27 protein-coding genes are annotated in these 21,496 nt (G+C 59.5%); 14 read left to right on the top strand and 13 right to left on the bottom strand.

The window, feature by feature from the left end:
* Window position 1: 1 nt before the first annotated feature.
* Genes ACFOOP_RS11965 through ACFOOP_RS11950 form a run of 4 tightly spaced genes read right to left on the bottom strand, consistent with a single transcriptional unit; the run spans window position 2 to window position 2,494 of the window.
* On the bottom strand, window positions 2-502 hold the full coding sequence (locus ACFOOP_RS11965; RefSeq protein WP_379881186.1) for a hypothetical protein: 501 nt from the start codon (window positions 500-502) through the stop codon (window positions 2-4).
* Window positions 499-1,560 (bottom strand): enoyl-CoA hydratase/isomerase family protein, encoded by a 1,062-nt coding sequence (locus tag ACFOOP_RS11960; protein ID WP_379881185.1) that lies wholly within the window; start codon window positions 1,558-1,560, stop codon window positions 499-501. Before ACFOOP_RS11960 ends, ACFOOP_RS11965 begins: the two co-directional genes overlap by 4 nt.
* Entirely contained in the window at window positions 1,538-1,816 is a 279-nt protein-coding gene (locus ACFOOP_RS11955; protein WP_379881184.1) for a hypothetical protein, read from the bottom strand. The genes ACFOOP_RS11960 and ACFOOP_RS11955 overlap by 23 nt, the downstream gene beginning before the upstream one ends.
* A 21-nt stretch (window positions 1,817-1,837) precedes the next feature.
* Complete coding sequence (locus ACFOOP_RS11950; RefSeq protein WP_379881183.1) at window positions 1,838-2,494, bottom strand: DedA family protein; 657 nt, start codon at window positions 2,492-2,494, stop codon at window positions 1,838-1,840.
* A 215-nt stretch (window positions 2,495-2,709) separates the two neighbouring features.
* On the opposite strand from ACFOOP_RS11950, the gene ACFOOP_RS11945 reads away from it, so the two are divergent.
* On the top strand, window positions 2,710-3,522 hold the full coding sequence (locus ACFOOP_RS11945; RefSeq protein WP_379881182.1) for a hypothetical protein: 813 nt from the start codon (window positions 2,710-2,712) through the stop codon (window positions 3,520-3,522).
* On the opposite strand, the gene ACFOOP_RS11940 is transcribed toward ACFOOP_RS11945, so the two are convergent.
* The 3 genes from ACFOOP_RS11940 to ACFOOP_RS11930 all read right to left on the bottom strand — a co-directional run bounded on the left by ACFOOP_RS11940 (window position 3,519) and on the right by ACFOOP_RS11930 (window position 5,182).
* Entirely contained in the window at window positions 3,519-3,833 is a 315-nt protein-coding gene (locus tag ACFOOP_RS11940; RefSeq protein WP_379881181.1) for an encapsulin-associated ferritin-like protein, read from the bottom strand. The genes ACFOOP_RS11945 and ACFOOP_RS11940 overlap by 4 nt on opposite strands.
* A 242-nt stretch (window positions 3,834-4,075) precedes the next feature.
* Window positions 4,076-4,579, bottom strand: coding sequence for a PAS domain-containing protein (locus ACFOOP_RS11935; RefSeq protein ID WP_379881180.1), 504 nt, complete (start codon window positions 4,577-4,579; stop codon window positions 4,076-4,078).
* A 135-nt stretch (window positions 4,580-4,714) separates the two neighbouring features.
* On the bottom strand, window positions 4,715-5,182 hold the full coding sequence (locus tag ACFOOP_RS11930; RefSeq protein ID WP_379881179.1) for a PAS domain-containing protein: 468 nt from the start codon (window positions 5,180-5,182) through the stop codon (window positions 4,715-4,717).
* Window positions 5,183-5,687: 505 nt separating this feature from the next.
* Here ACFOOP_RS11930 and ACFOOP_RS11925 point away from each other — a divergent pair.
* From ACFOOP_RS11925 to folB, 3 genes are read left to right on the top strand one after another with little or no spacing between them, the layout of a single operon-like run.
* Window positions 5,688-6,665 (top strand): calcium/sodium antiporter, encoded by a 978-nt coding sequence (locus ACFOOP_RS11925; protein WP_379881178.1) that lies wholly within the window; start codon window positions 5,688-5,690, stop codon window positions 6,663-6,665.
* Between the two features lie 3 nt (window positions 6,666-6,668).
* On the top strand, window positions 6,669-7,430 hold the full coding sequence (locus ACFOOP_RS11920; RefSeq protein WP_379881177.1) for an SDR family oxidoreductase: 762 nt from the start codon (window positions 6,669-6,671) through the stop codon (window positions 7,428-7,430).
* Between the two features lie 4 nt (window positions 7,431-7,434).
* Window positions 7,435-7,863: a dihydroneopterin aldolase gene (folB, locus tag ACFOOP_RS11915; RefSeq protein ID WP_379881176.1), complete on the top strand. Its 429-nt coding sequence runs from the start codon at window positions 7,435-7,437 to the stop codon at window positions 7,861-7,863.
* 2 nt (window positions 7,864-7,865) lie between these two features.
* Here the strand turns inward: folB and ACFOOP_RS11910 are convergent, their stop codons facing one another.
* Window positions 7,866-8,348: a DUF3592 domain-containing protein gene (locus tag ACFOOP_RS11910; RefSeq protein WP_379881175.1), complete on the bottom strand. Its 483-nt coding sequence runs from the start codon at window positions 8,346-8,348 to the stop codon at window positions 7,866-7,868.
* Window positions 8,349-8,426: 78 nt separating this feature from the next.
* On the opposite strand from ACFOOP_RS11910, the gene uvrC reads away from it, so the two are divergent.
* The 5 genes from uvrC (at window position 8,427) to ACFOOP_RS11885 (ending at window position 12,952) form a co-directional block, all read left to right on the top strand.
* Window positions 8,427-10,343, top strand: a complete 1,917-nt coding sequence (gene uvrC / locus ACFOOP_RS11905) for an excinuclease ABC subunit UvrC (RefSeq protein ID WP_379881174.1) — start codon at window positions 8,427-8,429, stop codon at window positions 10,341-10,343.
* Window positions 10,344-10,429: 86 nt separating this feature from the next.
* Window positions 10,430-10,663 (top strand): hypothetical protein, encoded by a 234-nt coding sequence (locus tag ACFOOP_RS11900; protein WP_379881173.1) that lies wholly within the window; start codon window positions 10,430-10,432, stop codon window positions 10,661-10,663.
* A gap of 330 nt (window positions 10,664-10,993) precedes the next feature.
* Complete coding sequence (locus ACFOOP_RS11895) at window positions 10,994-12,550, top strand: DEAD/DEAH box helicase (RefSeq protein ID WP_379881172.1); 1,557 nt, start codon at window positions 10,994-10,996, stop codon at window positions 12,548-12,550.
* Complete coding sequence (infA, locus tag ACFOOP_RS11890) at window positions 12,468-12,749, top strand: translation initiation factor IF-1 (protein ID WP_379881171.1); 282 nt, start codon at window positions 12,468-12,470, stop codon at window positions 12,747-12,749. Before ACFOOP_RS11895 ends, infA begins: the two co-directional genes overlap by 83 nt.
* Window positions 12,746-12,952 carry a hypothetical protein gene (locus ACFOOP_RS11885; protein WP_379881170.1) on the top strand — a complete coding sequence of 69 codons (207 nt, stop codon included), beginning with the start codon at window positions 12,746-12,748 and terminating at the stop codon, window positions 12,950-12,952. The genes infA and ACFOOP_RS11885 overlap by 4 nt, the downstream gene beginning before the upstream one ends.
* Before the next feature lie 29 nt (window positions 12,953-12,981).
* Here the strand turns inward: ACFOOP_RS11885 and ACFOOP_RS11880 are convergent, their stop codons facing one another.
* Window positions 12,982-13,434 (bottom strand): hypothetical protein, encoded by a 453-nt coding sequence (locus ACFOOP_RS11880; protein ID WP_379881169.1) that lies wholly within the window; start codon window positions 13,432-13,434, stop codon window positions 12,982-12,984.
* Entirely contained in the window at window positions 13,434-14,099 is a 666-nt protein-coding gene (locus tag ACFOOP_RS11875) for a SatD family protein (protein ID WP_379881168.1), read from the bottom strand. The genes ACFOOP_RS11880 and ACFOOP_RS11875 overlap by 1 nt, the downstream gene beginning before the upstream one ends.
* 235 nt (window positions 14,100-14,334) lie before the next feature.
* Here ACFOOP_RS11875 and ACFOOP_RS11870 point away from each other — a divergent pair, with 235 nt between their 5' ends.
* The 5 genes from ACFOOP_RS11870 to ACFOOP_RS11850 are packed head-to-tail and all read left to right on the top strand — an operon-like array spanning window position 14,335 to window position 19,247.
* Entirely contained in the window at window positions 14,335-15,219 is an 885-nt protein-coding gene (locus ACFOOP_RS11870) for an RnfABCDGE type electron transport complex subunit D (RefSeq protein WP_379881167.1), read from the top strand.
* 12 nt (window positions 15,220-15,231) lie between these two features.
* The gene (locus ACFOOP_RS11865) at window positions 15,232-16,623 is read left to right on the top strand and encodes a DUF2330 domain-containing protein (protein ID WP_379881166.1); all 1,392 of its coding nucleotides are present in this window, start codon (window positions 15,232-15,234) and stop codon (window positions 16,621-16,623) included.
* A gap of 55 nt (window positions 16,624-16,678) precedes the next feature.
* Entirely contained in the window at window positions 16,679-17,233 is a 555-nt protein-coding gene (gene pgsA, locus ACFOOP_RS11860; RefSeq protein WP_379881165.1) for a CDP-diacylglycerol--glycerol-3-phosphate 3-phosphatidyltransferase, read from the top strand.
* Entirely contained in the window at window positions 17,230-17,931 is a 702-nt protein-coding gene (locus ACFOOP_RS11855; protein WP_379881164.1) for a response regulator, read from the top strand. Before pgsA ends, ACFOOP_RS11855 begins: the two co-directional genes overlap by 4 nt.
* 5 nt (window positions 17,932-17,936) lie before the next feature.
* The gene (locus tag ACFOOP_RS11850) at window positions 17,937-19,247 is read left to right on the top strand and encodes an ATP-binding protein (RefSeq protein WP_379881163.1); all 1,311 of its coding nucleotides are present in this window, start codon (window positions 17,937-17,939) and stop codon (window positions 19,245-19,247) included.
* Window positions 19,248-19,256: 9 nt separating this feature from the next.
* Here ACFOOP_RS11850 and proC read toward each other — a convergent pair whose 3' ends face one another.
* The 3 genes from proC to ACFOOP_RS11835 all read right to left on the bottom strand — a co-directional run bounded on the left by proC (window position 19,257) and on the right by ACFOOP_RS11835 (window position 21,439).
* On the bottom strand, window positions 19,257-20,063 hold the full coding sequence (gene proC / locus ACFOOP_RS11845) for a pyrroline-5-carboxylate reductase (protein WP_379881162.1): 807 nt from the start codon (window positions 20,061-20,063) through the stop codon (window positions 19,257-19,259).
* A 502-nt stretch (window positions 20,064-20,565) separates the two neighbouring features.
* The gene (locus tag ACFOOP_RS11840) at window positions 20,566-21,069 is read right to left on the bottom strand and encodes a type III secretion system chaperone family protein (protein ID WP_379881161.1); all 504 of its coding nucleotides are present in this window, start codon (window positions 21,067-21,069) and stop codon (window positions 20,566-20,568) included.
* Window positions 21,070-21,199: 130 nt separating this feature from the next.
* Window positions 21,200-21,439 (bottom strand): accessory factor UbiK family protein, encoded by a 240-nt coding sequence (locus ACFOOP_RS11835; RefSeq protein WP_375204006.1) that lies wholly within the window; start codon window positions 21,437-21,439, stop codon window positions 21,200-21,202.
* Window positions 21,440-21,496: the final 57 nt, after the last annotated feature.

Below are 21,496 nucleotides of genomic sequence, written 5' to 3'. Positions count from 1 at the left end.
CTTAGTTTCCTTTCCGCCACTCACCCTTGGCTGAGCGAGCAAGCACATCTACAGAGTTTGTGAGGCTAAACAGGCGCCAGTGCATGGTTTGATCCATCCAATCGCGATTCCATTCCGGGAAAATTCTATCTCTCCATGCAGAGTTTTCAATTTTCAATATCGGATAAATTGCGCCGGAAAAAAATTCAGTATCAAGCGTTGGACGTTCTGAAGCGCCCCACTGCCAATCTTCCCAACCTTCTTCACTTGTGTTTAGCGCATAGACATCTGTGAAAATGATTTCCATGTAACTCGAAAGATCTCTGATTGCTTCGCGTGTGCCTTGAAGAATATTGCGAACAGTATTTTCCGCACCTTCGGAACTGACTGCGACAAGCTTCAAAGGAGAAGCGATGATCCGCGCATCTTCAAACTCCGATTCAATCTTGAAATCGAAAAAGCGACATTCAATAACTCCGAACGACTCTTCCTTGATATAAATCTCTTTCTCTGCATCGCTCACGGTAGCAACAGTTCTGCGTCGCCCAGCGGTTCGAAGTAATGTGCTATGTCGGCGTCTTTCACCTCAGCGAGTGACGCGGGCGCCCATTTCGGGTTGCGGTCCTTATCGAGAATTTGCGCGCGCACGCCTTCGAAAAAGTCATGACCTTCCATCACCCGGCGCACCATGCGGAATTCCATTTTCATGACCTCGTCGAAATCGAGTTCGTGGCCGTGGCGCATCTGTTCAAAGGTCAGCCGCATGGATGTCGGTGACATTTTCTCCAACGTCTCTAGCGTTTGTTTCGCGAACGCGCCGCCGTCAGCTTTCAAAGCTTCCATTAGCGCGTCGAGCGTTTCATGGCCTTGAAACAGCCGTGCAATCTCTTCGCGACTGTCGTTCACCGGCGCATGACCGGGATCGCCCGCATAGATATCGAGCACCGTTTCAATATCGGCGTGTGCGGAGTGGCTCAGCGGCGTTTTCAATAACGCTGATGCAAGCTCATCATATTTGTCGCCGGGCGCGTAATGGGTGGCGATGCCCGCCGCCATGCAGTCAGCGGCTTTGGCGCGGGCGCCCGTTAACGCGTAGTACAAGCCGAGACCGTCATGCAGGCGCGGCATGAAATGCCCGCCCCCCACATCGGGAAACAGGCCAATCCCTGTCTCAGGCATGGCGAACAAGGTCGCGTCGCCCGCCACGCGAAAATCCCCATGCACCGATATGCCGACGCCGCCGCCCATGACGATGCCGTCAATCAGCGCCACATAGGGTTTCGGGTAATGATAGATCAGCGAGTTATTGCGATATTCCTCGCGGAAAAATTCGCAAGCTTGGGCTGGATCTTCTTTCGCCGTGTCATGCAGCCAGCGAATGTCGCCGCCGGCGCAAAAGGCGCGCTCGCCCTCGCCGCGCACCATCACCGCTTTCACCGGAGACCTTGCGCCCGCCCATTCGATCAGTTGCGCGCGCATGGCCTTGACCATGTCCCAGTTGAGCGCGTTCAGCGCCTTTTCGCGGTTGAGCGTGACAACGCCCCAGTCGCCTGTCTGTTCAAAGAGAATGTCTGTCGTCATCAACACGCTTTCTGCCGCCAATCAAATTCACGACGGCGATCACAAAAAGTAAAAGCCCGGCATAGAGAAAACCGCTTAATTGCGGAATGTCTCCGCTGGCGATCCGCTCGATCACCGTCAGCATCATGGAAAACGCCGAAAGCGGCGTTTGCGCGGCTTCAAGCTCAACGCCGATCTGCGCAAAGGCCCCGAGATAGGAATAAGCGAGCAGCCCAAGGCTCGCGAGAAACAGTCCGATGGAAATCAATATCCTCATGGGGACCAGCCTTCCAAAGGGTTACTCCTCTTCCTCTTCTTCAAGGGGCGTTCCTTCAAAGCCGGGCATCCCCGGCATCGGGTGATCGCGCTCCTTGGTGAGCGGCGTCATCACGCCTTCCTTTTTGCGGCGATGATTGATCCAGCGGAACAATATATAGGCCGCCAAAAGCGTGATCGTCACCAGCGGCATCCAGACAATCGCCTCTTCGCCCGCCACCGCCCCGACCGTGTGAAACAGGGAAAACACTACGCCAATATAAAGCGATGCGGTGAACACCAGCGTCAGCACATATTTCGGATAATAAGCCTTAAAAAATCCGGCCGCGATATAGGTTGGAATGCGCGTGCCGGGCACGAAGCGCGCCGTCAGCATGGTCTGCAGAAACTCCTTGCGGATCAGATCGCCGGCGACGGAGACCCCCGGCTTCTCCGCAAATTTATGCGCCCATTGATAACGGCGCGCGAGCCGGCCCATCCAGTATTTCCAGGCGTCCGAAGCGACCAGCCCCGTGAGGATCGCCGCAATCAGCAAAACCGTCGGCGCGGTTCCAGCCAGCGACGCCGTCGCGGCGAGGATGACGCCAAAGTCTTCCTGAAGAAATGGCGTCAAAAAAAGAGCGCCAAACAGCACCCACCAGCTCATCGTCGCCATGTCGCCTGCTTCAAACCCGAACATTCGGTTCCCACTCACCCCGTTGCCGCCCCGGCTGTTTAGGCGATTGCCGCGCTCCGGGGAAGACCGCGTTCATCAGCCCTGTCCGCCGGAATGCGCGTCCCTTCCGGAGCGGGAATAAAATTTGAAACAAAGGCTTAGCAAAACATTTGCGCCCCGCCGATAGGTTCAACCTCTGATTTACGCGGTCGCATCGCCGCATGCAGGGGAAAAACGCCATGTTTGTCGTCACCTATGACAACTATCAGGACGCCACGCTGGGCCTGACCAAATATGTAATCCTGCCGGTCCTGATCTTCGGGCCGTTTGTCTATCCCTCAATCCTGCTCATGAATGACGGTCAGGTCGCTTATGCGGGTTTATGCGCGCTCCTGTGCCTGGCGTTCTTTTATTTCGCCTTCAAGGCTAAGGGCTTCATGAAAGTCCTGGCGATCGCCGGCGTGATCGGATGCTGGATCGGCGGCGTCCTCCTGAGCGAAAAGCTGAAGGAAGACTTCGCAGCGCGGGACGTCCAGGCGAGGGAAATCATTCAAATGGCGGGCTACCAGAACTATGGCTTCAGGAAAGAGCCCGAATACAGCCCGCTCGCCGAACTCTATCCGCAAGAGCTGACCGCATGGCTCGACGCGCTCGATATAGAGACCCATTTTGGCAAGCGCGATAATATGAGCGCGCTCAACATCCCCGTGACGACGGAAAAGAGCGAAGAAGAATATTTCACTGTCAGGCCCAAAAACATGGTCGCCGACTATCGAAAGCTCGCCGCCCGTCATGGCGACTGGGTCGGTCTCCACCATGTTTGCGTGAAGACAAATATTCGCGGCAACAAGGCGCTGCCGCGTCCCGCCTCTTGCGAAAGCTGGGATGCGATCAGGCAGAATTACGGGATCGACATCCCCCAGCGCGTCGCAACTGCGTTAAGCGCAAATGCTGACAAGTCCTGTACGGACTTCGCCATTTGCAGCGCGGCGCAAAGCCATTTCGGCCTCGACCTGCCCGATGACGGCGCGCAACTGGCGTCGGCCCGCTAGCTGTCGCGTCCCATCGCTTCCGCTTCGAGCTTGGTGATGGGACCTTCCTTGAACAGGTAGGTCCGCAACTCCTTGTCAAAGTCCGGTGAATTGCGCCGCAGCCATTCAAGCGCCATGGCGGCGTGTTCGATTTCCTCTTTCATATTGTGCAAGAGGATTCCCTTCAGCGATGCGTCGTCGCAGTCGTCAGCGCGCTGCTGATACCAGTCCACAGCCTCAAGCTCCTCCATCAGGGAGGAGATCGCCTGGTGCATGTGAATCGTTTGTTTGCTCAGCCGCTCCCGCGGTGCATGCAAGCCTTCGCTGGACATAAATGCTCCTGTCGCCGTATCTGTTGGTTTCAGGCCCGGCCTTGTCGCCGGAGGCCCTAAATCCTGTTGAGTGTCTTCTTGAGAACGCCCTGACAGCTTATCACGATTTTCATCGCGTTCGCCCCGCCGTCGCCAGAACCGCCACATAGCCGCACCCCTTCCCACATCTGAAGAAAGAATTGTTGGCGGTCATGTTGCAGTGCGTCAAGAGCTGAAAATATCAGCGCAAATTGAAGGCGGCGCTATTCGACCAGCCTAAGCCCCGGCTCCACATCGACGGCCAGACGGCCGCTCGCCGCGCCGATGACATGGGTGATGGCGCCGCCATCGGCGGCCAGCGGCGCGGTGACGGAGCGCAGCAAAAGCCGGCGGCCGTCGCACAAGGTCAGCGTGTCGTCCCGGTAATGGGGCGCCTCTGACGCCACCGCCGCGTAGACATCTGCGGTCGCCTTGTCGAGAAGCGTCAGGGTCCAGTCATCCTCGCCGCTCAGATGCACGTCGGAGAGTTTTGCGAGACAATCGCCAAGGTAAATGAAAAACGGAAAACCGATGCTCTTTTCCAGGTCGACGGCGAAAATCCAGTCCCAGTCATCACCGAGATCGGATTCCTGCATCGCCTCCCAACTTGGAAACTGCCCCCTCGCCGATCGCGCCCAGACATCGACGAGGCGCCGGGTCAATCTCCGGTCAGCCGCCGGCGCCACAACCACGTCGCCGAAAAGGTCCGCCACATCGCTCAGCATCATCGCCCCGTAAAGTTCCCGTTATCGCGATGAACTATAGAACAGGTTCGTAAGCTGACGATTTTCAGAAACTGGCGTATTTAGATCAAATTCCCCGGCATGAGTAACCATGCAGTCATTCACCCGGGAAATGTTTGGCTAAACGTTGCGCCCTTTTGCAGCGCCGAAAATATGGGTGACGTCCTGGCCGTTCTCCGACAGGGGCAGCAGGATCGAGCGGAAGGCGACGCGCCGCCCGTCATCGAGCTGTTTGATGTCGTTAAACTCCACCGGCGCGCGCGCGAGCGCGGCCTCATCCATCTTGGCCATGGCGGTGTCGAGCAATGTTTTCTCGCGCCGCGGATCGCCCATGGGATAGGCGGTGGAATAACGTGCGATCGCATCTCCCATGAACAGAAAATATGGGAAAATATCCGATAGCCTCATATCCACCGCGAAGCAGAACGGCCAATCGGGACCAAAATTGAGCGCCTCGATCTCCTGGAGCGACGGCAACTTGTCATCCGACAGACGAGCCCATTTGTTCCGAATCCGCTCGGTGAGCCGGCGTTCGGTGATTCTCGATGTCGTCTTTCTCCCCGCTGCCTCTAGTACTTCCAGTTTCATAGAACCCGCCTGATGCAACGTAAGCCGGAGCATAGGCCGCAAGCCATGAAAAAGGGCTAACAGGTCCCGGCGGGTTTTGTTGAAAATTTGAAGGAGTTTGCGGGGCGCGCCTCTTTGCGCATGCCCCCTGCGTCATCCCTTGGAGCCCTTGGACCGCCCCTCGGTCACCCCTCAATCCCGGCTCGCGATGAGCGTCCGCCGGGGGGTGACGGTGTTGACGAGCGGCCCTATAAGGGCGGTCAGGCAACGCTTAAAAAGGGGTATTTCCATGAATCCAGGTTGGATGGCTGTCACCACGATCCTCGCTTTTGTGATCTTTTTCGCGATCCTCAATCTTTTGGAAAAAGGCAGCGTCGACTAGGCGGCCCGCCCTCAAGGCCCGTTCTCCGCGAACCGGCCTCTTTCAGCCCCGCCCACAGCCGCTCTGGAAAGCGAATAAAGGCTTCCCATATGGGGGCTTGCGGCCGGGCCAATGCTCCGCCGCCCTGCGCAACATAGGCGTTTCATGATCCCAGAGATCGCACCCCAGATCGCATTCATCATTCTCGGCCTCGCCATTCTGCTTGTCGCAGGCGACCTGCTTGTGCGCGGCGCAGTCGGTCTCGCGGCGGCGCTGAAAATTCCGGCGCTGCTGATCAGCCTCACCATCGTCGCTTTCGGCACGTCGGCGCCGGAGCTTGTCGTCACGGTGCAGGCGGTGTTGAGCGGCAATGACGGCATAGCGCTCGGCAATATCATCGGGTCGAACATCGCCAATGTCTTTCTGGTGCTGGGCGTGCCGGCGATGATCTATCCGGTGACAACGCATGTTCTGGGCCTGCGCCGTCATGCGGTCATTATGTTGATCGCAACCGTCGGATTTCTCGCCGCCGCCTATGGTCCGGGCGAGATAGACGGAAGGATCGGCGCCGCGCTGTTCGCCGGCATTTTGATGTATGTCGGCTATATGTGGGTGCGGGCGAGCACCGGCAAATCCGAGGATCCGCTGCTCGATGAAGTCGAAGAGTATAAAGAGACGAAAGGCGTTAGCCTCAAAACCATGCTGTTTCTGGCGGCCGGCCTTATTGGTCTGCCGGCCGGCGCACATCTTCTGGTGTCGCATGGCGCAGACCTCGCCACCAATCTTGGCGTGCGCGAGGAGTTGATCGGCCTCACCCTTGTCGCCTTCGGCACCTCTCTGCCGGAGCTGGCGACTGTGTTCGCCGCCGCTCTACACAAGAAGTCGGACGTCGCTATTGGCGGCGTTGTCGGCTCGAACATTTTCAACATCCTCGCCGTGGGGGGCGCCGCCGGTCTTGCAGGCACAGCGGCCTTCGACACGGCCTCTCTGACGCTCGACCTGCCGGTGATGGCGGTCGCCGCAATTGCGCTTGCAGCCTTCGTCCTCACCCGCAAGGACATTGGCCGCGTCGCAGGTCTCATCTTCACCGGCGCATATATCGGCTTCATCCTGATGCTCGCCGAAAACGCCGGAGCGTTTTAGACAATGAGCGCGGGCGCACCGGGCGCGGCTCTGATTACCGGCGCCGGCAAAAGGCTGGGCCGCGCGATGGCCCTAGCGCTTGCAGACGCCGGCTATGATGTCGCCGTCCATTACAACAGCTCATCCGCCGACGCCGATGCGGTCGTTTCCATGATCGAGGCGAAAGGCCGCCGCGCCGCCGCCGTCAAAGCCGATCTCTCAAAAGAAACCGAAACCGCAGCGCTGGTCGACGCTGCGCGCCATGCGCTCGGCCCTCTTACTGTGCTGGTGAACTCGGCCTCCGCTTTTGAGCATGACGACATGGCGTCCATGACGCGCGACAGCTGGGATCTTCATATGGAGGTCAATTTGCGCGCGCCGGTGAAACTCGCCCAGGATTTCGCGGCGCAGGCGCCGACCGACAGCCTCATCGTCAACATCATCGACCAGCGCGTGTTGAAACTGACGCCGCAATTCCTTTCCTATACGGCGTCGAAAGCAGCGCTCTTCGCCCTCACCCAGACCATGGCTCAGGCGCTCGGCCCCAAAGGCGTCCGCGTCAACGCCATCGGGCCCGGCCCGACCCTGAAGAACCCGCGCCAGTCCGACCAGGACTGGCAGCGCCAGAACCAGTCTACGATCCTCGGCCACGGGGCGGACCCTGAGGATATATGCGGGGCGCTTCTTTATCTGTTGTCAGCGCGTTCGGTCACGGGACAGATGATCGCCGTCGATGGGGGGCAACATCTCACCTGGCGCACCGCCGATGTCCTGGTGCAGGAATAGACCCATGAGCAAGCCCAAAACGCCGTCCTCAGAAACGCCGCCTGACGTCACGCCGCTGCCGCGCAGCGCTACCGCGCCGCAACGGCGCATCTTTGTGCGCGGCCTGACGCTCGACGCCTATATCGGCGCCTATGAAAGCGAACAGGGCGTCACCCAGCCGATACGCATCGACTTCGAAGCCGACGTGATTGAACCCGCCAATCCCGTGAGCGACGAACTCGAAGACATTGTCTGTTATGACGAGATGACCCGGGGCATTAAAGCGATCATCGCCGAGGGTCACATCAAGCTGGTGGAAACTCTCGCTGAGCGCATCGCCGATCTGGTGCTGTCGCACCCGATGGTGATTTCCGCGATGGTGCGCATCGTCAAACCGAACGCCATCACCGAAGCGGACGCGGCCGGCGTCGAAATCAGCCGCACCAAAAGATAAGCCTAAAAAGCGTGACTGGCCTCGCCCATGGTCACTTCGCGGGTGCGCGACAACGCCCAGACGACGCCGCCGACCCCAAAGAAAACCGCCGCGCCTGAAAGCAGCGACAGGACGACAAAGGCCGCGCTCGATCCGCCCGGATAGAGCACCGAAAAGGCGTGATCTTCCGGGTCCACAAAAACCACGATGGATTCGCCAGGGCGGTGTTGCGCCTGCTCCGTCATCATGAACCAGCCCAGAAAGGTGCGCGTGCGCGACGCCTCATGGCTGCGGCCATCGAAAGAATAGACATAGCGCAGCTGCGCGCCCTCGCCTTCAAGCTGGCTGAGCACGATCGCATCTGCGGCGGGCCAGGTGACGCTCGCCCGCGACCGGGCGTAATCACGGACAACAAAACCTCCACAGGCGACGCCCAGCACCGCCATCGCCGTAAAGACAAACAGCACGATCGAGATGTCAGATTTTGTTTTCAGTTCCGGCGGCATTTGACCTTTTACCCGCGCGTGATTAGCTCCGGTGATAGATTTACCGCCCCTTTGTGAATGCCCGGTTAACCATTTCTCATGAGCCCTGAAACCACAGCAGAAACGACGGAAAAAGACGCGCTTTGCGGCGCTGCGCTGATCGCCGACCATGTGACGCGCTTGCCGGCCAAACCCGGCGTCTACCGGATGTATGGCGCGAAGGCCGACGTTCTCTATGTGGGCAAGGCGAAAAATCTGAAAAGCCGGGTTTCGTCCTATGCGCAGGGGCGCGGCCACTCGAACCGCATCCTGCGGATGATTTCCGAAACCCGGTCGATGGAGTTCGTGGTCACGGGCACCGAAACCGAGGCGCTGCTCCTCGAAGCTAATCTCATCAAACAGCTAAAGCCGCGCTACAATGTTATCCTGCGCGATGACAAATCCTTTCCGTTTATTCTCGTCGCCGAAGATCATGAAGCGCCGCAGATCCTGAAACATCGCGGCGCGCAGAAACGCCCCGGAACCTATTACGGCCCCTTTGCGTCGGCCGGCGCCGTCAACCGCACGCTCAACACACTGCAAAAGGCGTTTCTCCTGCGCTCCTGCACCGACAGCGTTTATGATGGCCGCACACGGCCCTGCCTGTTGCATCAGATCAAGCGCTGCGCGGCGCCTTGCGTCGGGCTGGTCAACGCCGAGGAATATAAAGAGCTGGTCGATGAGGCGAAAACTTTTCTGTCGGGCGAGAGCGCGCAAATCCAGCGCACCTTGTCCAGACAAATGGAGCAGGCCTCCGCCGATCTCGATTTTGAAAGCGCTGCGAAACTGCGCGACCGCATCCGCGCGCTTTCCTATATCCAGGGCGCGCAGGACATCAATCCCGGCGGCGTGTCGGAGGCCGATGTTTTCGCCATTCATTCCGAGGGCGGACAATCCTGTGTGCAGGTGTTCTTCTTCCGCGCCGGTCAGAACTGGGGCAATCACGCCTATTTCCCCAAACACGACAAGGAAGACGAACCGGCGGCGATCCTCGACGCCTTCATCGCCCAGTTTTACGACTCGCGCGAGCCGCCGCGTGAAATCTATGTGTCCGTCAAGCCGCCGCAAGCCGATCTCCTCGCCGAGGCGCTGACGATCAAGGCGGGCCGCAAGGTCGCCATTCACGAACCCCAGCGCGGCGAAAAGCGCGATCTCGTCAAAGCCGCGCAAATGAATGCGCGCGAGGCCCTGTCCCGGCGCATGGCGGAGAGCGCCAGCCAGCAAAAGAGCCTGCGCCAGCTCGCCGATATTCTGGGCCTCGAAGCGCCGCCAGAACGGATCGAAGTTTATGACAACTCCCACATTCAGGGATCGAACGCCGTCGGCGCCATGATCGTCGCCGGGCCCGAAGGCTTCGTCAAAAACCAGTATCGCAAATTCAACATCAAGACCGACAGCCTCGCGCCGGGCGATGATTTCGGCATGATGCGCGAGGTTATCACGCGGCGGTTCGCGCGGCTGATGAAAGACGAAAACGCAGAGCGTCCAGATCTCGTCATTATCGATGGCGGCAAGGGCCAGCTTTCCGTGGTGCTCGACGCCTTGAGCGAAATCGGCGTCGATCCGGAGGCGGAAGGCGTGACGATTATCGGCGTCGCCAAGGGCCGCCGTGAAAATGACGCTGGCGAAAAACGCATCGACCGCACCATGGGCGCCACAGGCGAGCAGGTGGTGACGCCGGGGCGCGAGCCCTTCACCCTGCCCCCGCGCGATCCGGGATTGTTCGTGTTACAGCGCCTGCGCGACGAGGCGCATCGTTTCGCCATTGGCGCGCATCGTGCGAAACGCAAGAAAGCCATCGCCGCGAACCCGCTTGACGGCGTTTCGGGCATCGGCGCGAAGCGCAAACGCGCGCTCCTCAACCATTTCGGCTCGGCAAAAGAAATCGCCCGCGCCAAACCCGCCGATCTGGCGGCCGTTGAAGGCGTCTCCGCGGCGCTGGCCCAGAAGATTTACGACTATTTCCACAGCGGCTGATGCATTTAGGACCATTGCGCCCTATATGTAGTCGCGCCTCGGCCGCATGGTGCTGTTCCCGGGCTTGACCCGAAAGGACCAGCGTCTTGTCCACCCCCAAAACCACCGCCGCGAACCGCGCCTATCGTCAGATTGACGCCAAGGCTGCGCGCGCGGAGCACGATAAAGAAAAACGCGACACCCTGAAAAAGACCGAGCGCCTGCGCGAATTGCGCCTCGCCAAGGAAGCCGAAGACAAGGCCGCCGACGCGCTGAAAGAGAAAAAGCCCGCGAAAAAGCCCAGAAAACGCGGTTTGCCTGAGTTTGAGCGCGAGCGCTGAGGCTGTTCTCAAAGGTTAAGATTTTTCGCCCACGGACGAATTTTGCGCTGCAACGTGATTTCGCTTGCATTTGCGCCGTTTAGGTCCATATAGACCCCATAGCTGGCCATGCGCGACTGCGCGCGGCTTCGGCTACAACCAAGATCAGGGCGTTTTTAATAACAAGCCGGTCTTCCTTTGACCGGAAACTGCCCGGGTGGCGCGTGTAAGCGGACTGACTTTCCGCATGGCCATTCTCATCCAACCAATATTTTGAGCGCCTGACACGCGGGTTCTCCTGAACCCAAATGCGTTCGCGTGTGTTCCGCGCCGGACGCGGAAAGATTTTTTGTGACTACTTTTGCTGATTTCGGCCTTTCAAAGCCGATCCTCACCGCGCTTGCGCGCGAAGGCCATACTACGCCGACCCCTATTCAAGAAGGCGCCATCCCCGTGATTCTCAAAGGTCGCGACCTGTTGGGCATCGCCCAGACGGGTACCGGCAAGACCGCAGCTTTTGCGCTGCCGATTCTTCATCATCTGGCGCAAGACCGCCGCCGCCCTGCGCAGCGTGAATGCCGCGTTCTGGTGCTGGCGCCGACGCGCGAACTCGCGCTTCAGGTGCTTGAGCGCTTCAACGCCTATGGCGCCGCGCAAGGCCTCTCCACCGGCCTCGTTATCGGCGGCGTCGCCTTTGGCAAACAGCGCGCGATGCTGCAACGCGGTCTCGACATTCTTGTTGCGACGCCCGGCCGCCTCATCGACATGGTGGACAAGGGCGCCGTTAAACTTGGCAGTGTTGAACATTTTGTCCTCGACGAAGTCGATCAGATGCTTGATCTCGGCTTCATTCATTCAATCCGCTCGATCGCGGCGAAGCTGCCCGAAGACCGGCAGAATGTGTTTTTCTCGGCGACCATGCCGCCGGCGATTGCGAAACTCGCATCGAACCTTCTTAACAATCCGGCGCGCGTGGAAATGGCTGCGTCGAAACCCTTGAAGATCGACCAGAGCGTCATCTTCGTGGAAAAACCCAACAAAGCCGCTACGCTGGTTTCTCTTGTCAAACAGGATGCGTTCAAGCGCGGTCTCGTGTTCTCACGCACCAAGCATGGCGCCGACAAGATCGTGCGTATGCTGAACGCCGCCGGCGCGCCGGCGCACGCCATTCACGGCAACCGCTCCCAGGTCCAGCGTGAAAAGGCGCTTAACGCCTTCCGCAATGGCAAGGCGAGCATCCTCGTGGCGACGGATATCGCCGCGCGCGGCATCGACGTGCAGGACGTCACCCATGTGGTGAATTACGACCTGCCTAATACGCCGGAAACCTACACCCACCGCATTGGCCGCACCGGCCGCGCAGGCGCAACGGGTACGGCAATCTCCTTTTGCTCCGGCGAGGAACGTCCGTTCCTGCGCGCCATTGAAAAGCTGACCAGGCAGACGCTGACTGACGCTAACGGCGAAAGTGTCGGCGAGGAGGAACGCAAAACGCGCGGTCCCCGCGCCGATGGACGCAAAAACGGCGAGCGCAAGGATTGGGGACGCAAACCCGGCGGGCGCAAACCTGGCGGCCGCAAATTCGAAGGACGCAAACCCGGCGATCGCAATCCTGACGGCGTAAACGCCGAAGGGCGCAACGACGCCAACGGCAAGCCCGCCTTCCATGGCGGCGACAGCCGCAAAGCAGGCGCCGGCGCGCCCGCCAATGAAAACCGGCGCCGCAAAGGCGCCCCCAATTCTCAACGCCCGCCAAAACCGGCGGCGTACCATTCAAATGAAGCGCTCCCCCATGAAAGCGCTGACGACAAGAAAGGACAAGAAAATGGCGAAGGAAGAACTAATCGAGTTCGACGGCGTCGTCACAGAGGCGCTCCCGGACGGCAATTTTCGAGTCACGCTGGATAATGAGCACGAAGTGCTCGCCTATATCGGCGGCAAGATGCGCAAGCGACGCATTAAAACCCTCGCGGGCGACCGCGTGACCGTCGAAATGTCCGGTTACGATCTCTCCAAGGGGCGCATCACCTTCCGCCACAAAACGGAAGGCGCTCCGCCGCCGCCGGGCAAACGCCAGAGCAGCTACAAATCAAGGGGACGCAGATGAGCGACCGCACCGCAGCAGAAGCCTCGCGCGCTAAAATCGCCGAGCTCACCGACGCCCGCCTTCAGGCGCTGGCGTTTCGCGTCTGGCGCGCCGCCAGAAGCAAACACACCAAACAGCGCACCCGCGCGGCGCATCTTGCGCCGCTGTTCAGGGCTGAGTTGAAGCTTCGCAATCTCGACGGCTCCAACGGCACAGCGCATTAAAAAATCAGGCGCCGGCGACAGCCGGCGTCTCAGCCTGCGCCCAGCAACGCCTGGACGCCCGGAACAATTCTGTATCCGGCAAAGTGATCGAACAGGATAAAGGCGAAAGCCATCATCGCCGCCCAGAAAATACTCGCCAGCGAGCCGATGAGGAAATATTCGGCGTTCAGCTGATCGTCGAGCTCCTTATATCGGGCGACGGTTTTCAGGGCGACGACGCCCGCGATAATTTCCCACCGCCCAAAGAGCACGCCCAGAAAAATCAGGATGCGCTCCAGAACGCCGATAATCCGGCCCGCCGCGATGGTATGCTGTCCTGTGGGTTTTTCTTCGTCTTGCGGAGGCATGCTTTCCGGAGACGGCGGCAATGGCGGCGCGCTCGCCGCATTCAACACCAGCCGGCAAAACTGATTGCCCGCCTGCCATATCAGAAAGATGAACGACAGATAGACCGCCGCTCTCAACAGATCGGCCCAGATCATCACGCTGTCTCGCCATCCAGATGCGCCAGCATCATCATGATCGTTTCCACCTGTTTTTTATACAGCTTGAACTTCGCCGCTCTCAGCACCTTATAAACATTTCTGTCGGAGACGCCGAACTTTTCCGCGATCTCCAGATTGGTTTTGTTCCTGTTCGTCAGCGCGAAATGCACATAGCTGAATTGCGTATCGCTCCAGTCGCTTTCAATCTCGGTCATGGTGTAGCCGAACGTGTCGAGCGCCGCCTCAAATACCGCCCGGCCCGGCAAGACGAAACGATAGGCGCCAGGCTCTCTTTTATCATCGAGAGCGGCGCGCGTTTGTGTCAGCCCCGGCCCCATCATGTTCCACGCCTTGTCGGGATTGAGTTTCGTCGCAATCTCCCCATAGCCGAGAACGAAGCGGCAGCGCACATCCTGGCTGAGAAACCGCAGCCGCATTTCATGCATGATCATGAAAGCGCTTGAGAGGCTGTCCGCCACTCCCTGAAATTCGTCGCCCAGCGTAATCGTCAAGGGCGACAGGAGCGCGTCGCCATGGCTTTTATTGATGGCGGCGACGCCCGCATTGAATTTGCGATGAAGCGCCGCTGGCGATTTCGCCTTGCCGCTCGCCACCAGATCGCCCATGAGAATCGCCATGGGCCGTTTTTTACGCGCAGTCATCAGCCTCGCTCCTGACAGATCGTTGCAGCCAGCATATGAACCTATGTTAGTTCAGTCAATTATATATGAACCATTTATGGTGCAATTTCCGACTCTGAAACAAAGGCGGTGGGGTCGATAAAATCCCGGATTTGCGCCCCCAAACGATCCCGCCTTCGCCCCGTTTCCGCCTTGTTCATCGGCTTTTCTTCAGGCCTTCCTGGCCCTCAAAGCAAACCGGATTAGGCGCCGTCAGATGGTGAATGCGAGATTAACGGATCGCCTTTTCAAAGACCCAAGGCATTATCAGCTGGCGACCCTGTCCATGCTGCTCGCCTTTGGCGTGACGACGCGCGCCTTTGAAATTTCCCCGATCCAGATCGCCGCCATCTTCGCCACAGCGCTTGGCGTTCAGTTTCTCGGCTCCTTCATGACCGCCACACGGTTCGATCCGCGCAGCGCCATGATCACGTCGCTTTCGCTTTCCCTTTTGCTGCGCGCCGACGCCATGGCGCCGTTAATGATCGCCGCGGCGATCGGCGTCGGGTCGAAATTCATGTTCCGGCTTTACGGCAAGCATGTCTTCAATCCGGCCAATGCAGGCATCGTCGCGCTTCTCCTGATGTCGCAAACGATCATGCCTGGCGCGGCCTGGACGCCGTCCGGCCAATGGGGAACGGCATTGTGGCTCGCGGCGACGCTCGCCGGCGCCGGATTGTTCGTCACCTATCGCTCCGCGCGGATCGACGTGCCGCTCATATTTCTTGGAACCTTTGCGGCGCTGATTCTCGCCCGCGCCTTGTGGCTCGGCGATCCCTTGGCGATCCCGCTCCTGCGTCTGCAAAATGGCGCGCTGATACTGTTCGCCTTCTTTATGATTTCCGATCCGAAGACGACCCCCGACGGCGCCTATGGACGCGCCTTTTTCGCCGGCGCCGCCGCCGTCATCGCTTATGTGCTGTCCTATCACTTCTTCATCTCGGACGGCATTTTCTACGCTCTTACCACTATGTGCGTTCTGCGCCCGGTCATTGAGGCCTTCGATCCCGCGCCCAATTATCGCTGGGGCGATCCGGTTTCGACGCCCCGTTTTATTGCGCGGTTACACCATCCGCGGCCGCACCCCCTGCCCGCAGAATAACGAGGAGAGATTATGCGCCGTTCTTTGAAGAAAACACTGTTCGCCGCCGCATCCGCCGGGGCCGCATTGGCGCTCACCGGCGGCGCTGTCGCTTTTTGCGGATTCTATGTGGCGAAAGCCGACACCAAGCTGTTCAACAAGGCGTCCAAAGTCGCGATCATGCGCGACGGAGACCGCACGGTCATCACCATGGCCAATGACTTTCAGGGTGACCTCAAGGAATTCGCCATGGTGATCCCGGTGCCGGTGGTGCTCGAAGAAGGCCAGATCCACGTCACCGAAAACGCGATCCTCGATCATCTCGACGCCTATACGGCGCCGCGTCTCGTCGAATATTTCGATGAAGACCCGTGCATGATGCATCGCTACAAGGAATTGCAAATGGCTGCGCCGACGGCCGTTGCAGAAGACGCGGTTGGCGCCGTCAAAAAAGACGGCTACGGCGTCACCATTGAGGCCGAATACACTGTCGGCGAATATGACATCCAGATTCTTTCCGCCGACCAGTCCGACGGCCTCGCCGCCTGGCTGACGGACAATGGCTATAAACTGCCTGAAGGCGCGGAAGCGACGCTTGGCAGTTATATCAAACAGAACACCAAATTCTTTGTCGCCAAGGTAAATCTCGAAGAGCAGGCGCAAACAGGGCTGAAATATCTGCGGCCTCTGCAGATCGCGTTCGAACATCCGCGCTTCTCCCTGCCGATCCGGCTCGGAACGGTGAATGCTGACGGCAAACAGGAATTGTTCGTCTTCGCGCTCACCCGCTCCGGCCGGGTCGAGACCACCAATTACCGCACGGTGAAACTGCCCACAGGTCAAAACATCCCGCTTTATGTGAAGGGCGAGTTTGGCGAGTTTTATAAATCCATGTTCCACCAACAGGTGGAAAAGGAAAATGAACGCGCCGTGTTCCTCGAATATGCCTGGGATATGAACTGGTGTGACCCGTGCGCCGCCGATCCGCTTTCACAAAATGAATTGCGCGAGCTTGGCGTTTACTGGGTCGATGGCGGCGGCGACAAGCCCGGGATATTGCCGCGCAGGCCCGGTCCGCAACAGGCGCAGGATGTGTTCGTCACGCGCCTGCATGTTTCCTATGACGCCGAACATTTCCCCGAAGACTTGATGTTCAAGGAAACCGGCGACCGCTCGAATTATCAGGGCCGCTATGTGCTGCAGCATCCTTACAAGGGCGATGCGACCTGCGAGGCGGCGGAGGCGTACCGCGCCGAATTGCCAAAGCGGTTTGAGCAGGAAGCGCAGACCCTCGCCAACCTCACCGGCTGGGACATTGACGACATTCGCGACAAGATGAAAGACGCCGACCAAAGCTTCGAGCCGCCAAAGCCGACGCCCTGGTGGAAGAAACTCTGGGGCGGCGACGAAAAGAAAGAAGGCTAAACAAGCCGTCCCCCGCACTGGCGAATAGCGGCGGCGCGGTTTATCTTCCCGCTCCATGGCCAATCTCATCACCCTCGCCCGCATGGCGCTTGTCATTCCGTTCGTCGCCGCCTTTCTCGCCAATGCGCCGTGGAACATGACTGCCGCGCTCGTCATATTCGTTGTCGCGGCGCTCACCGATTTTATCGACGGGCGCGTGGCGCGCGCGCGGGGAGAGACATCCGCGCTCGGCGCCGCGCTCGATCCTATCGCCGACAAGCTCCTGATCGCCGCCGCGCTGATCCTGCTGGCGCGCAATGGCGTCATCGCCGGCGTCGGCGTCATCGCAGTGATCATTATCGTCTTGCGCGAAATTCTCGTCAGTGGTTTGCGCGAAGCCCTGGCCGCAGCGGGACAGTCCCTCGCCGTCACGTCTCTCGCCAAATGGAAAACCACGGCGCAACTTGTCGCCGCCGGGGCGATGCTCGCCGCCGCGCCCACCGGTATTATCGGCGAAGCGCTGCGCCCCGCCGCAAGCGCCGCGCTGTGGATCGCCGCGATCCTCACCCTGTGGACCGGCGCTGATTATTCCCTGCGCGCCGCTGCGCTGCTCAAAGGCGCGCGCGCATGAAAGCCGCGAAGCATGTCATCCCTGAGGACGCCGCGCATATTCTGATCGTCGATGATGACGATCGCATTCGTAGCCTGTTGAAACGCTATCTCAGCGAACATGAATTTCGCACATCCGTCGCCAGCAACGCCAAGGAAGCGCGCGCACTGATGGCGTCGGTCGATTTCGATGCGCTTGTGCTCGATGTGATGATGCCCGGCGAAACCGGTTTTGAACTGACGAAATCAGTACGCGCTGCATCGAATGTGCCGATCCTCCTCCTTACCGCGCGCGGTCTCGCCGAAGACCGGATCGAGGGGCTTGAAATGGGCGCCGATGATTATCTGTCAAAACCGTTTGAGCCGCGTGAATTACTGCTGCGCTTGAATTCCCTGCTGCGGCGGTCGGCGGTCGCGGGCGGCGAAAAGCGCGAAGTGAAATTCGGCGGCTGCACCTTCTCCCTCGGGCGCGGCGAGTTACGCAAGGGTGGCGAGATCGTGCGGCTGACCTCCGGCGAAGCCGCGCTGTTGAAAGCGCTGGCGCAAAAACCGGGCGAAGCGATCAGCCGTGAAGCGCTCGCGAAACAGACGGCGCAGGGCATGGAGCGATCCGTCGATGTGCAGGTGACTCGCCTCAGGAAGAAAATCGAAGAAGATCCGCGCACCCCGATCTATCTTCAAACCGTGCGCGGCGTCGGCTATGCGCTGATGACGGACTGACCGCGATGCTGCGCCGCTATCTTCCCAAAAGTCTTTATGCGCGAGTGACGCTGATCGTCATCCTGCCGATTTTTCTGACCCAGGCGCTCGTCACCTATATTTTCTTCGCGCGCCACTGGGATCTGGTGACGGCGAATATGTCGGAAAATGTCGCCGGCCAGATAGCCATGGTGACGCGGCTTTACGGCGAGGCTGAAAATGAAGCAGCGCGCGCGGAGATTATCGACATGGCGCGCGAGGATTTACATATGCGGGTGCATTATGATCCGCTGGCGCCGCTGCCCGACAATAATCTTCTGGCGCCGTTCAATGTCTATAACGCGACCTTGAAGCGGCGCCTGCGCCATACGTTGAAACAACCTTACTGGCTCAACACCCAAAGCTGGCCGGACGATGTGGAAATTCGCGTCGCCTATGACGAAGGCGCCCTTGTCTATTTCGTAAAGCGCGAACGGGTGTTCGCAACGACGGGCCGGATCTTTCTGTTCTGGCTGATCGGCACATCGATCCTCCTCGGCGTTGTCGCCATCATCTTCATGCGCAATCAGGTGCGTTCGATCCTGCGTCTCGCCGACGCGGCGGCGGCCTTCGGACGCGGGCGTGACGCGCCGGGATACCGCCCCTCCGGCGCGACAGAAGTTAGAAAAGCCGGCTACGCCTTCATCGCCATGCGCGAACGCATCAAGCGCCATCTCGAACAGCGCACAGCCATGCTCGCCGGCATCAGTCATGATTTGCGCACGCCCCTGACGCGCATCAAGCTGGCGCTCGCCATGCAGCCCGACAGCGAGGACATCAGCGAATTGCGCGATGACGTCACGGAGATGGAGCGGATGATCGGCGCCTATCTCGATTTCGCGCGCAATGAAGCCGCGGATGAAGAACCAGAAACCTTCCGCCTCGCTGAGCTTCTCAAGGAAATCACCGGCGACGCCAAACGCGCAGGCCAGGAGGTGGAGCTTGACGCGCCCACAGGCATCGCCATCGAAGCGCGGCGCAGCGCCCTGAAACGCGCGATCGGCAATCTCGTCAATAACGCCCTGCGCTACGCCGATCATGCATGGCTCAGCGCGCGGCGCTCCGACCGCTATATCGAGATCATCGTCGATGATGACGGGCCGGGCGTCGATCCCGCCCGATATGAAGACGTGTTCAAACCCTTCACGCGTCTTGATGATGCGCGCAATCTCAATGAAAGCGGCGTCGGCATGGGCCTCACCATTGTGCGCGATGTGGCGCGCGCCCATGGCGGCGACGTGACGCTCGAAAAGTCAGACAAGGGCGGGCTGAAAGCGACGATGAGACTGCCGATTTAGCCGGACAATTTACTCGGTCAATTCGCCCGCCCGGTCGGCGGCCGCCTTCGCCGCCTTGTCCACCAGCTTGCGCAGGGCGGCGTCATCGCCATCAAACACATTCAGCGCCGCCTGCGTCGTGCCTCCGGGCGACGTCACCGCCTTGCGCATCTCCGCCGGAGAACGCGGATCAGCGTCCATCATAGCCCCGGCGCCGGCGAGCGTCGCACGGGCGAGCGCGGCGGCTGTTTCCTTTTCAAGCCCGAGCGATGCGCCGGCCTCAGTGAGCGCTTCGGTCAGGAGAAAATAATAGGCGGGGCCGGAACCGGAGACCGCCGTCACGAAATCAATTTCCTGTTCGGTCCGCACCCAGACCGTTTCGCCCGCTGCGCGCATCAGCGTTTCAATCATCGCGCGCCCGGCCGCATCAATCGTGTCCGGCGCATAAAGGCCCGACGCCCCGCGACCAATGGCGGCGGGAAGATTCGGCATCACACGCGACACACGCGGCGCGCCGTTCAGCATCTTGCCGATGCTCTCAACGCTTTTGCCGGCCATGACGGATATCACAATCGCGTCTCTGGCAAGGGCTGCATATTGGGGCAGCGCCTCACACGCGATCTGCGGCTTCACCGCAACGACCATGGCGTCGAACGGACCGCCATCATTCACCGCGACGCTATTGTCCGCGCAAAGCCTAGCCATCTCGTCCTTGATGTTCGGATCGAAAACAGCGGATCGCGCAGCGTCGATTGTTCCGGCGGCGAGCCAGCCTTTCAATAAGGCGCCGCCCATGGCGCCGGCGCCGATAAGCGCAACGGAGGGTTTTTGGGTCATGGCCGCGACCTTATGAGGCGTCTCGCCCGAGATAAAGACCAATGGCCCGCTTGCGTTGCTTTTTGACCCGCTTGTTTATTGGCCTGCAGACGAGTTTGGCGCCATTTGACATTTTCTGCTTCTCCTCTGGTTCAAGCCTCAGCCATGCGATCATATAAACCATCCATCAAAAAATCCGGACTCCACGATCAAGTCGAAGCCCATCGCGTGCGGTGACATCTTTTTTCAAATTTGGAAGAGCATAACGCCGCCCCGGAGCCCGGGGATAACTCTTCACCAAACCTCAAAAAACCGCCTGAATTCATCAGATTTGAGGTATTTTTCCCGTTATTAGGGTTGGATTTTTTTAAGTCGCTTTCCTCCCCCGTTTACGGGGGAGGTGTCGCCGCAGGCGACGGAGGGGGTGTTGGTTGTTGCTGCTTAGCACACCCCTATCGCCCCGCTTCGCTCGGCGCTTCCCCCGCAAGCGGGGGAAGGAAAGCATCACGATAGGACGGGTTTGTTACGCGTTGCCTTGCGTTTCGAACAGCGACGCCTGAAGCGCGTCTTCGGGCTTCTTGCCGCCCCAGATCAGGAAGTTGAACGCCGGGTAAAACCGATCCACCGCTTCGCTCGCGGCGCGGATCAGCGCTTCGCCCTGCACGCTGTCGAGACCGCCTTCTTCGTTCAGTAGGACAGCGTTGCGATAAACGATGGAATGATCCTCCGCCCACAGATCAAAATGACCGATCCACAGGCGTTCATTCACCATCACAACGAGCCGGCTCGCCTCATCAAGACGTCCCACCGGCGCCTTGAGATCGAGCGGCGCGCCCATTTGCAGAGTCGCCAGCTCCGGCCGCCATGTGAACCAGAGACCGATATCGCGCCACACGCCCGGCAGCATCACATGAAGCTCATGCTCGCCAGCGCGCTCCATTTCGAACTCAAGACCCGCCGCCGCGGCTTCAAGCGCCTTTAGCGGATTGACGGTCTGTTTTGGCTTGCGGATAAGTTCGATGGACATAGCGCCCCTTTTCCCGGTCAAATTCTCGATTTGGGCGACTACAGTCAGCCGCCTGCAACCGCATGTCGCTGCGATTCGGGACGCGCACAAATGATTCGATTACCTTCGTTTTCCCAAGACTTTGGGGATGTTAACGATTCTCCAGCGCGTCGAGGCGCGCCTTGAGCGATTCGTTTTCCTCACGCGCGAGACGGGCCATTTCCTTCACGGCGTCGAACTCTTCGCGGGTGACAAGGTCCATATCCGCCAAGAGGCGCTGCAAGCGGCTGCGCATGACGGTTTCCGCTTCGCGCCGGACGCCGTCCGCAGCTCCTGCGGCCTCGGTCATCAGCTTGGCGATTTCGTCAAAAATGGCGCTCTGGGTCTGCATGTCGATCTCCTTGTGAACCCCAATATAGGTAGAAAGTGCGTGGGGCGACAGGGGCGG

It is taken from the genome of Hyphococcus aureus (assembly GCF_042643165.1).
In the GTDB taxonomy this organism is placed as follows: domain Bacteria; phylum Pseudomonadota; class Alphaproteobacteria; order Caulobacterales; family Parvularculaceae; genus Hyphococcus; species Hyphococcus aureus.
The sequence above is the reverse complement of the archived record's forward strand: the minus strand, read 5'-3'. Positions and strand labels throughout refer to the sequence as shown.

Excerpts from the sequence above, each read along its gene's own strand:
- ACFOOP_RS11960 (WP_379881185.1), bottom strand. The coding sequence starts at position 1,560 with ATGACGACAGACATTCTCTTTGAACAGACAGGCGACTGGGGCGTTGTC.
- ACFOOP_RS11955 (WP_379881184.1), bottom strand. The coding sequence starts at position 1,816 with ATGAGGATATTGATTTCCATCGGACTGTTTCTCGCGAGCCTTGGGCTG.
- ACFOOP_RS11950 (WP_379881183.1), bottom strand. The coding sequence starts at position 2,494 with ATGTTCGGGTTTGAAGCAGGCGACATGGCGACGATGAGCTGGTGGGTG.
- ACFOOP_RS11945 (WP_379881182.1), top strand. The coding sequence starts at position 2,710 with ATGTTTGTCGTCACCTATGACAACTATCAGGACGCCACGCTGGGCCTG.
- ACFOOP_RS11940 (WP_379881181.1), bottom strand. The coding sequence starts at position 3,833 with ATGTCCAGCGAAGGCTTGCATGCACCGCGGGAGCGGCTGAGCAAACAA.
- ACFOOP_RS11935 (WP_379881180.1), bottom strand. The coding sequence starts at position 4,579 with ATGATGCTGAGCGATGTGGCGGACCTTTTCGGCGACGTGGTTGTGGCG.
- ACFOOP_RS11930 (WP_379881179.1), bottom strand. The coding sequence starts at position 5,182 with ATGAAACTGGAAGTACTAGAGGCAGCGGGGAGAAAGACGACATCGAGA.
- ACFOOP_RS11925 (WP_379881178.1), top strand. The coding sequence starts at position 5,688 with ATGATCCCAGAGATCGCACCCCAGATCGCATTCATCATTCTCGGCCTC.
- ACFOOP_RS11920 (WP_379881177.1), top strand. The coding sequence starts at position 6,669 with ATGAGCGCGGGCGCACCGGGCGCGGCTCTGATTACCGGCGCCGGCAAA.
- folB (WP_379881176.1), top strand. The coding sequence starts at position 7,435 with ATGAGCAAGCCCAAAACGCCGTCCTCAGAAACGCCGCCTGACGTCACG.
- ACFOOP_RS11910 (WP_379881175.1), bottom strand. The coding sequence starts at position 8,348 with ATGCCGCCGGAACTGAAAACAAAATCTGACATCTCGATCGTGCTGTTT.
- uvrC (WP_379881174.1), top strand. The coding sequence starts at position 8,427 with ATGAGCCCTGAAACCACAGCAGAAACGACGGAAAAAGACGCGCTTTGC.
- infA (WP_379881171.1), top strand. The coding sequence starts at position 12,468 with ATGGCGAAGGAAGAACTAATCGAGTTCGACGGCGTCGTCACAGAGGCG.
- ACFOOP_RS11885 (WP_379881170.1), top strand. The coding sequence starts at position 12,746 with ATGAGCGACCGCACCGCAGCAGAAGCCTCGCGCGCTAAAATCGCCGAG.
- ACFOOP_RS11880 (WP_379881169.1), bottom strand. The coding sequence starts at position 13,434 with ATGATCTGGGCCGATCTGTTGAGAGCGGCGGTCTATCTGTCGTTCATC.
- ACFOOP_RS11875 (WP_379881168.1), bottom strand. The coding sequence starts at position 14,099 with ATGACTGCGCGTAAAAAACGGCCCATGGCGATTCTCATGGGCGATCTG.
- ACFOOP_RS11870 (WP_379881167.1), top strand. The coding sequence starts at position 14,335 with ATGGTGAATGCGAGATTAACGGATCGCCTTTTCAAAGACCCAAGGCAT.
- ACFOOP_RS11865 (WP_379881166.1), top strand. The coding sequence starts at position 15,232 with ATGCGCCGTTCTTTGAAGAAAACACTGTTCGCCGCCGCATCCGCCGGG.
- pgsA (WP_379881165.1), top strand. The coding sequence starts at position 16,679 with ATGGCCAATCTCATCACCCTCGCCCGCATGGCGCTTGTCATTCCGTTC.
- ACFOOP_RS11855 (WP_379881164.1), top strand. The coding sequence starts at position 17,230 with ATGAAAGCCGCGAAGCATGTCATCCCTGAGGACGCCGCGCATATTCTG.
- ACFOOP_RS11850 (WP_379881163.1), top strand. The coding sequence starts at position 17,937 with ATGCTGCGCCGCTATCTTCCCAAAAGTCTTTATGCGCGAGTGACGCTG.
- proC (WP_379881162.1), bottom strand. The coding sequence starts at position 20,063 with ATGACCCAAAAACCCTCCGTTGCGCTTATCGGCGCCGGCGCCATGGGC.
- ACFOOP_RS11840 (WP_379881161.1), bottom strand. The coding sequence starts at position 21,069 with ATGTCCATCGAACTTATCCGCAAGCCAAAACAGACCGTCAATCCGCTA.
- ACFOOP_RS11835 (WP_375204006.1), bottom strand. The coding sequence starts at position 21,439 with ATGCAGACCCAGAGCGCCATTTTTGACGAAATCGCCAAGCTGATGACC.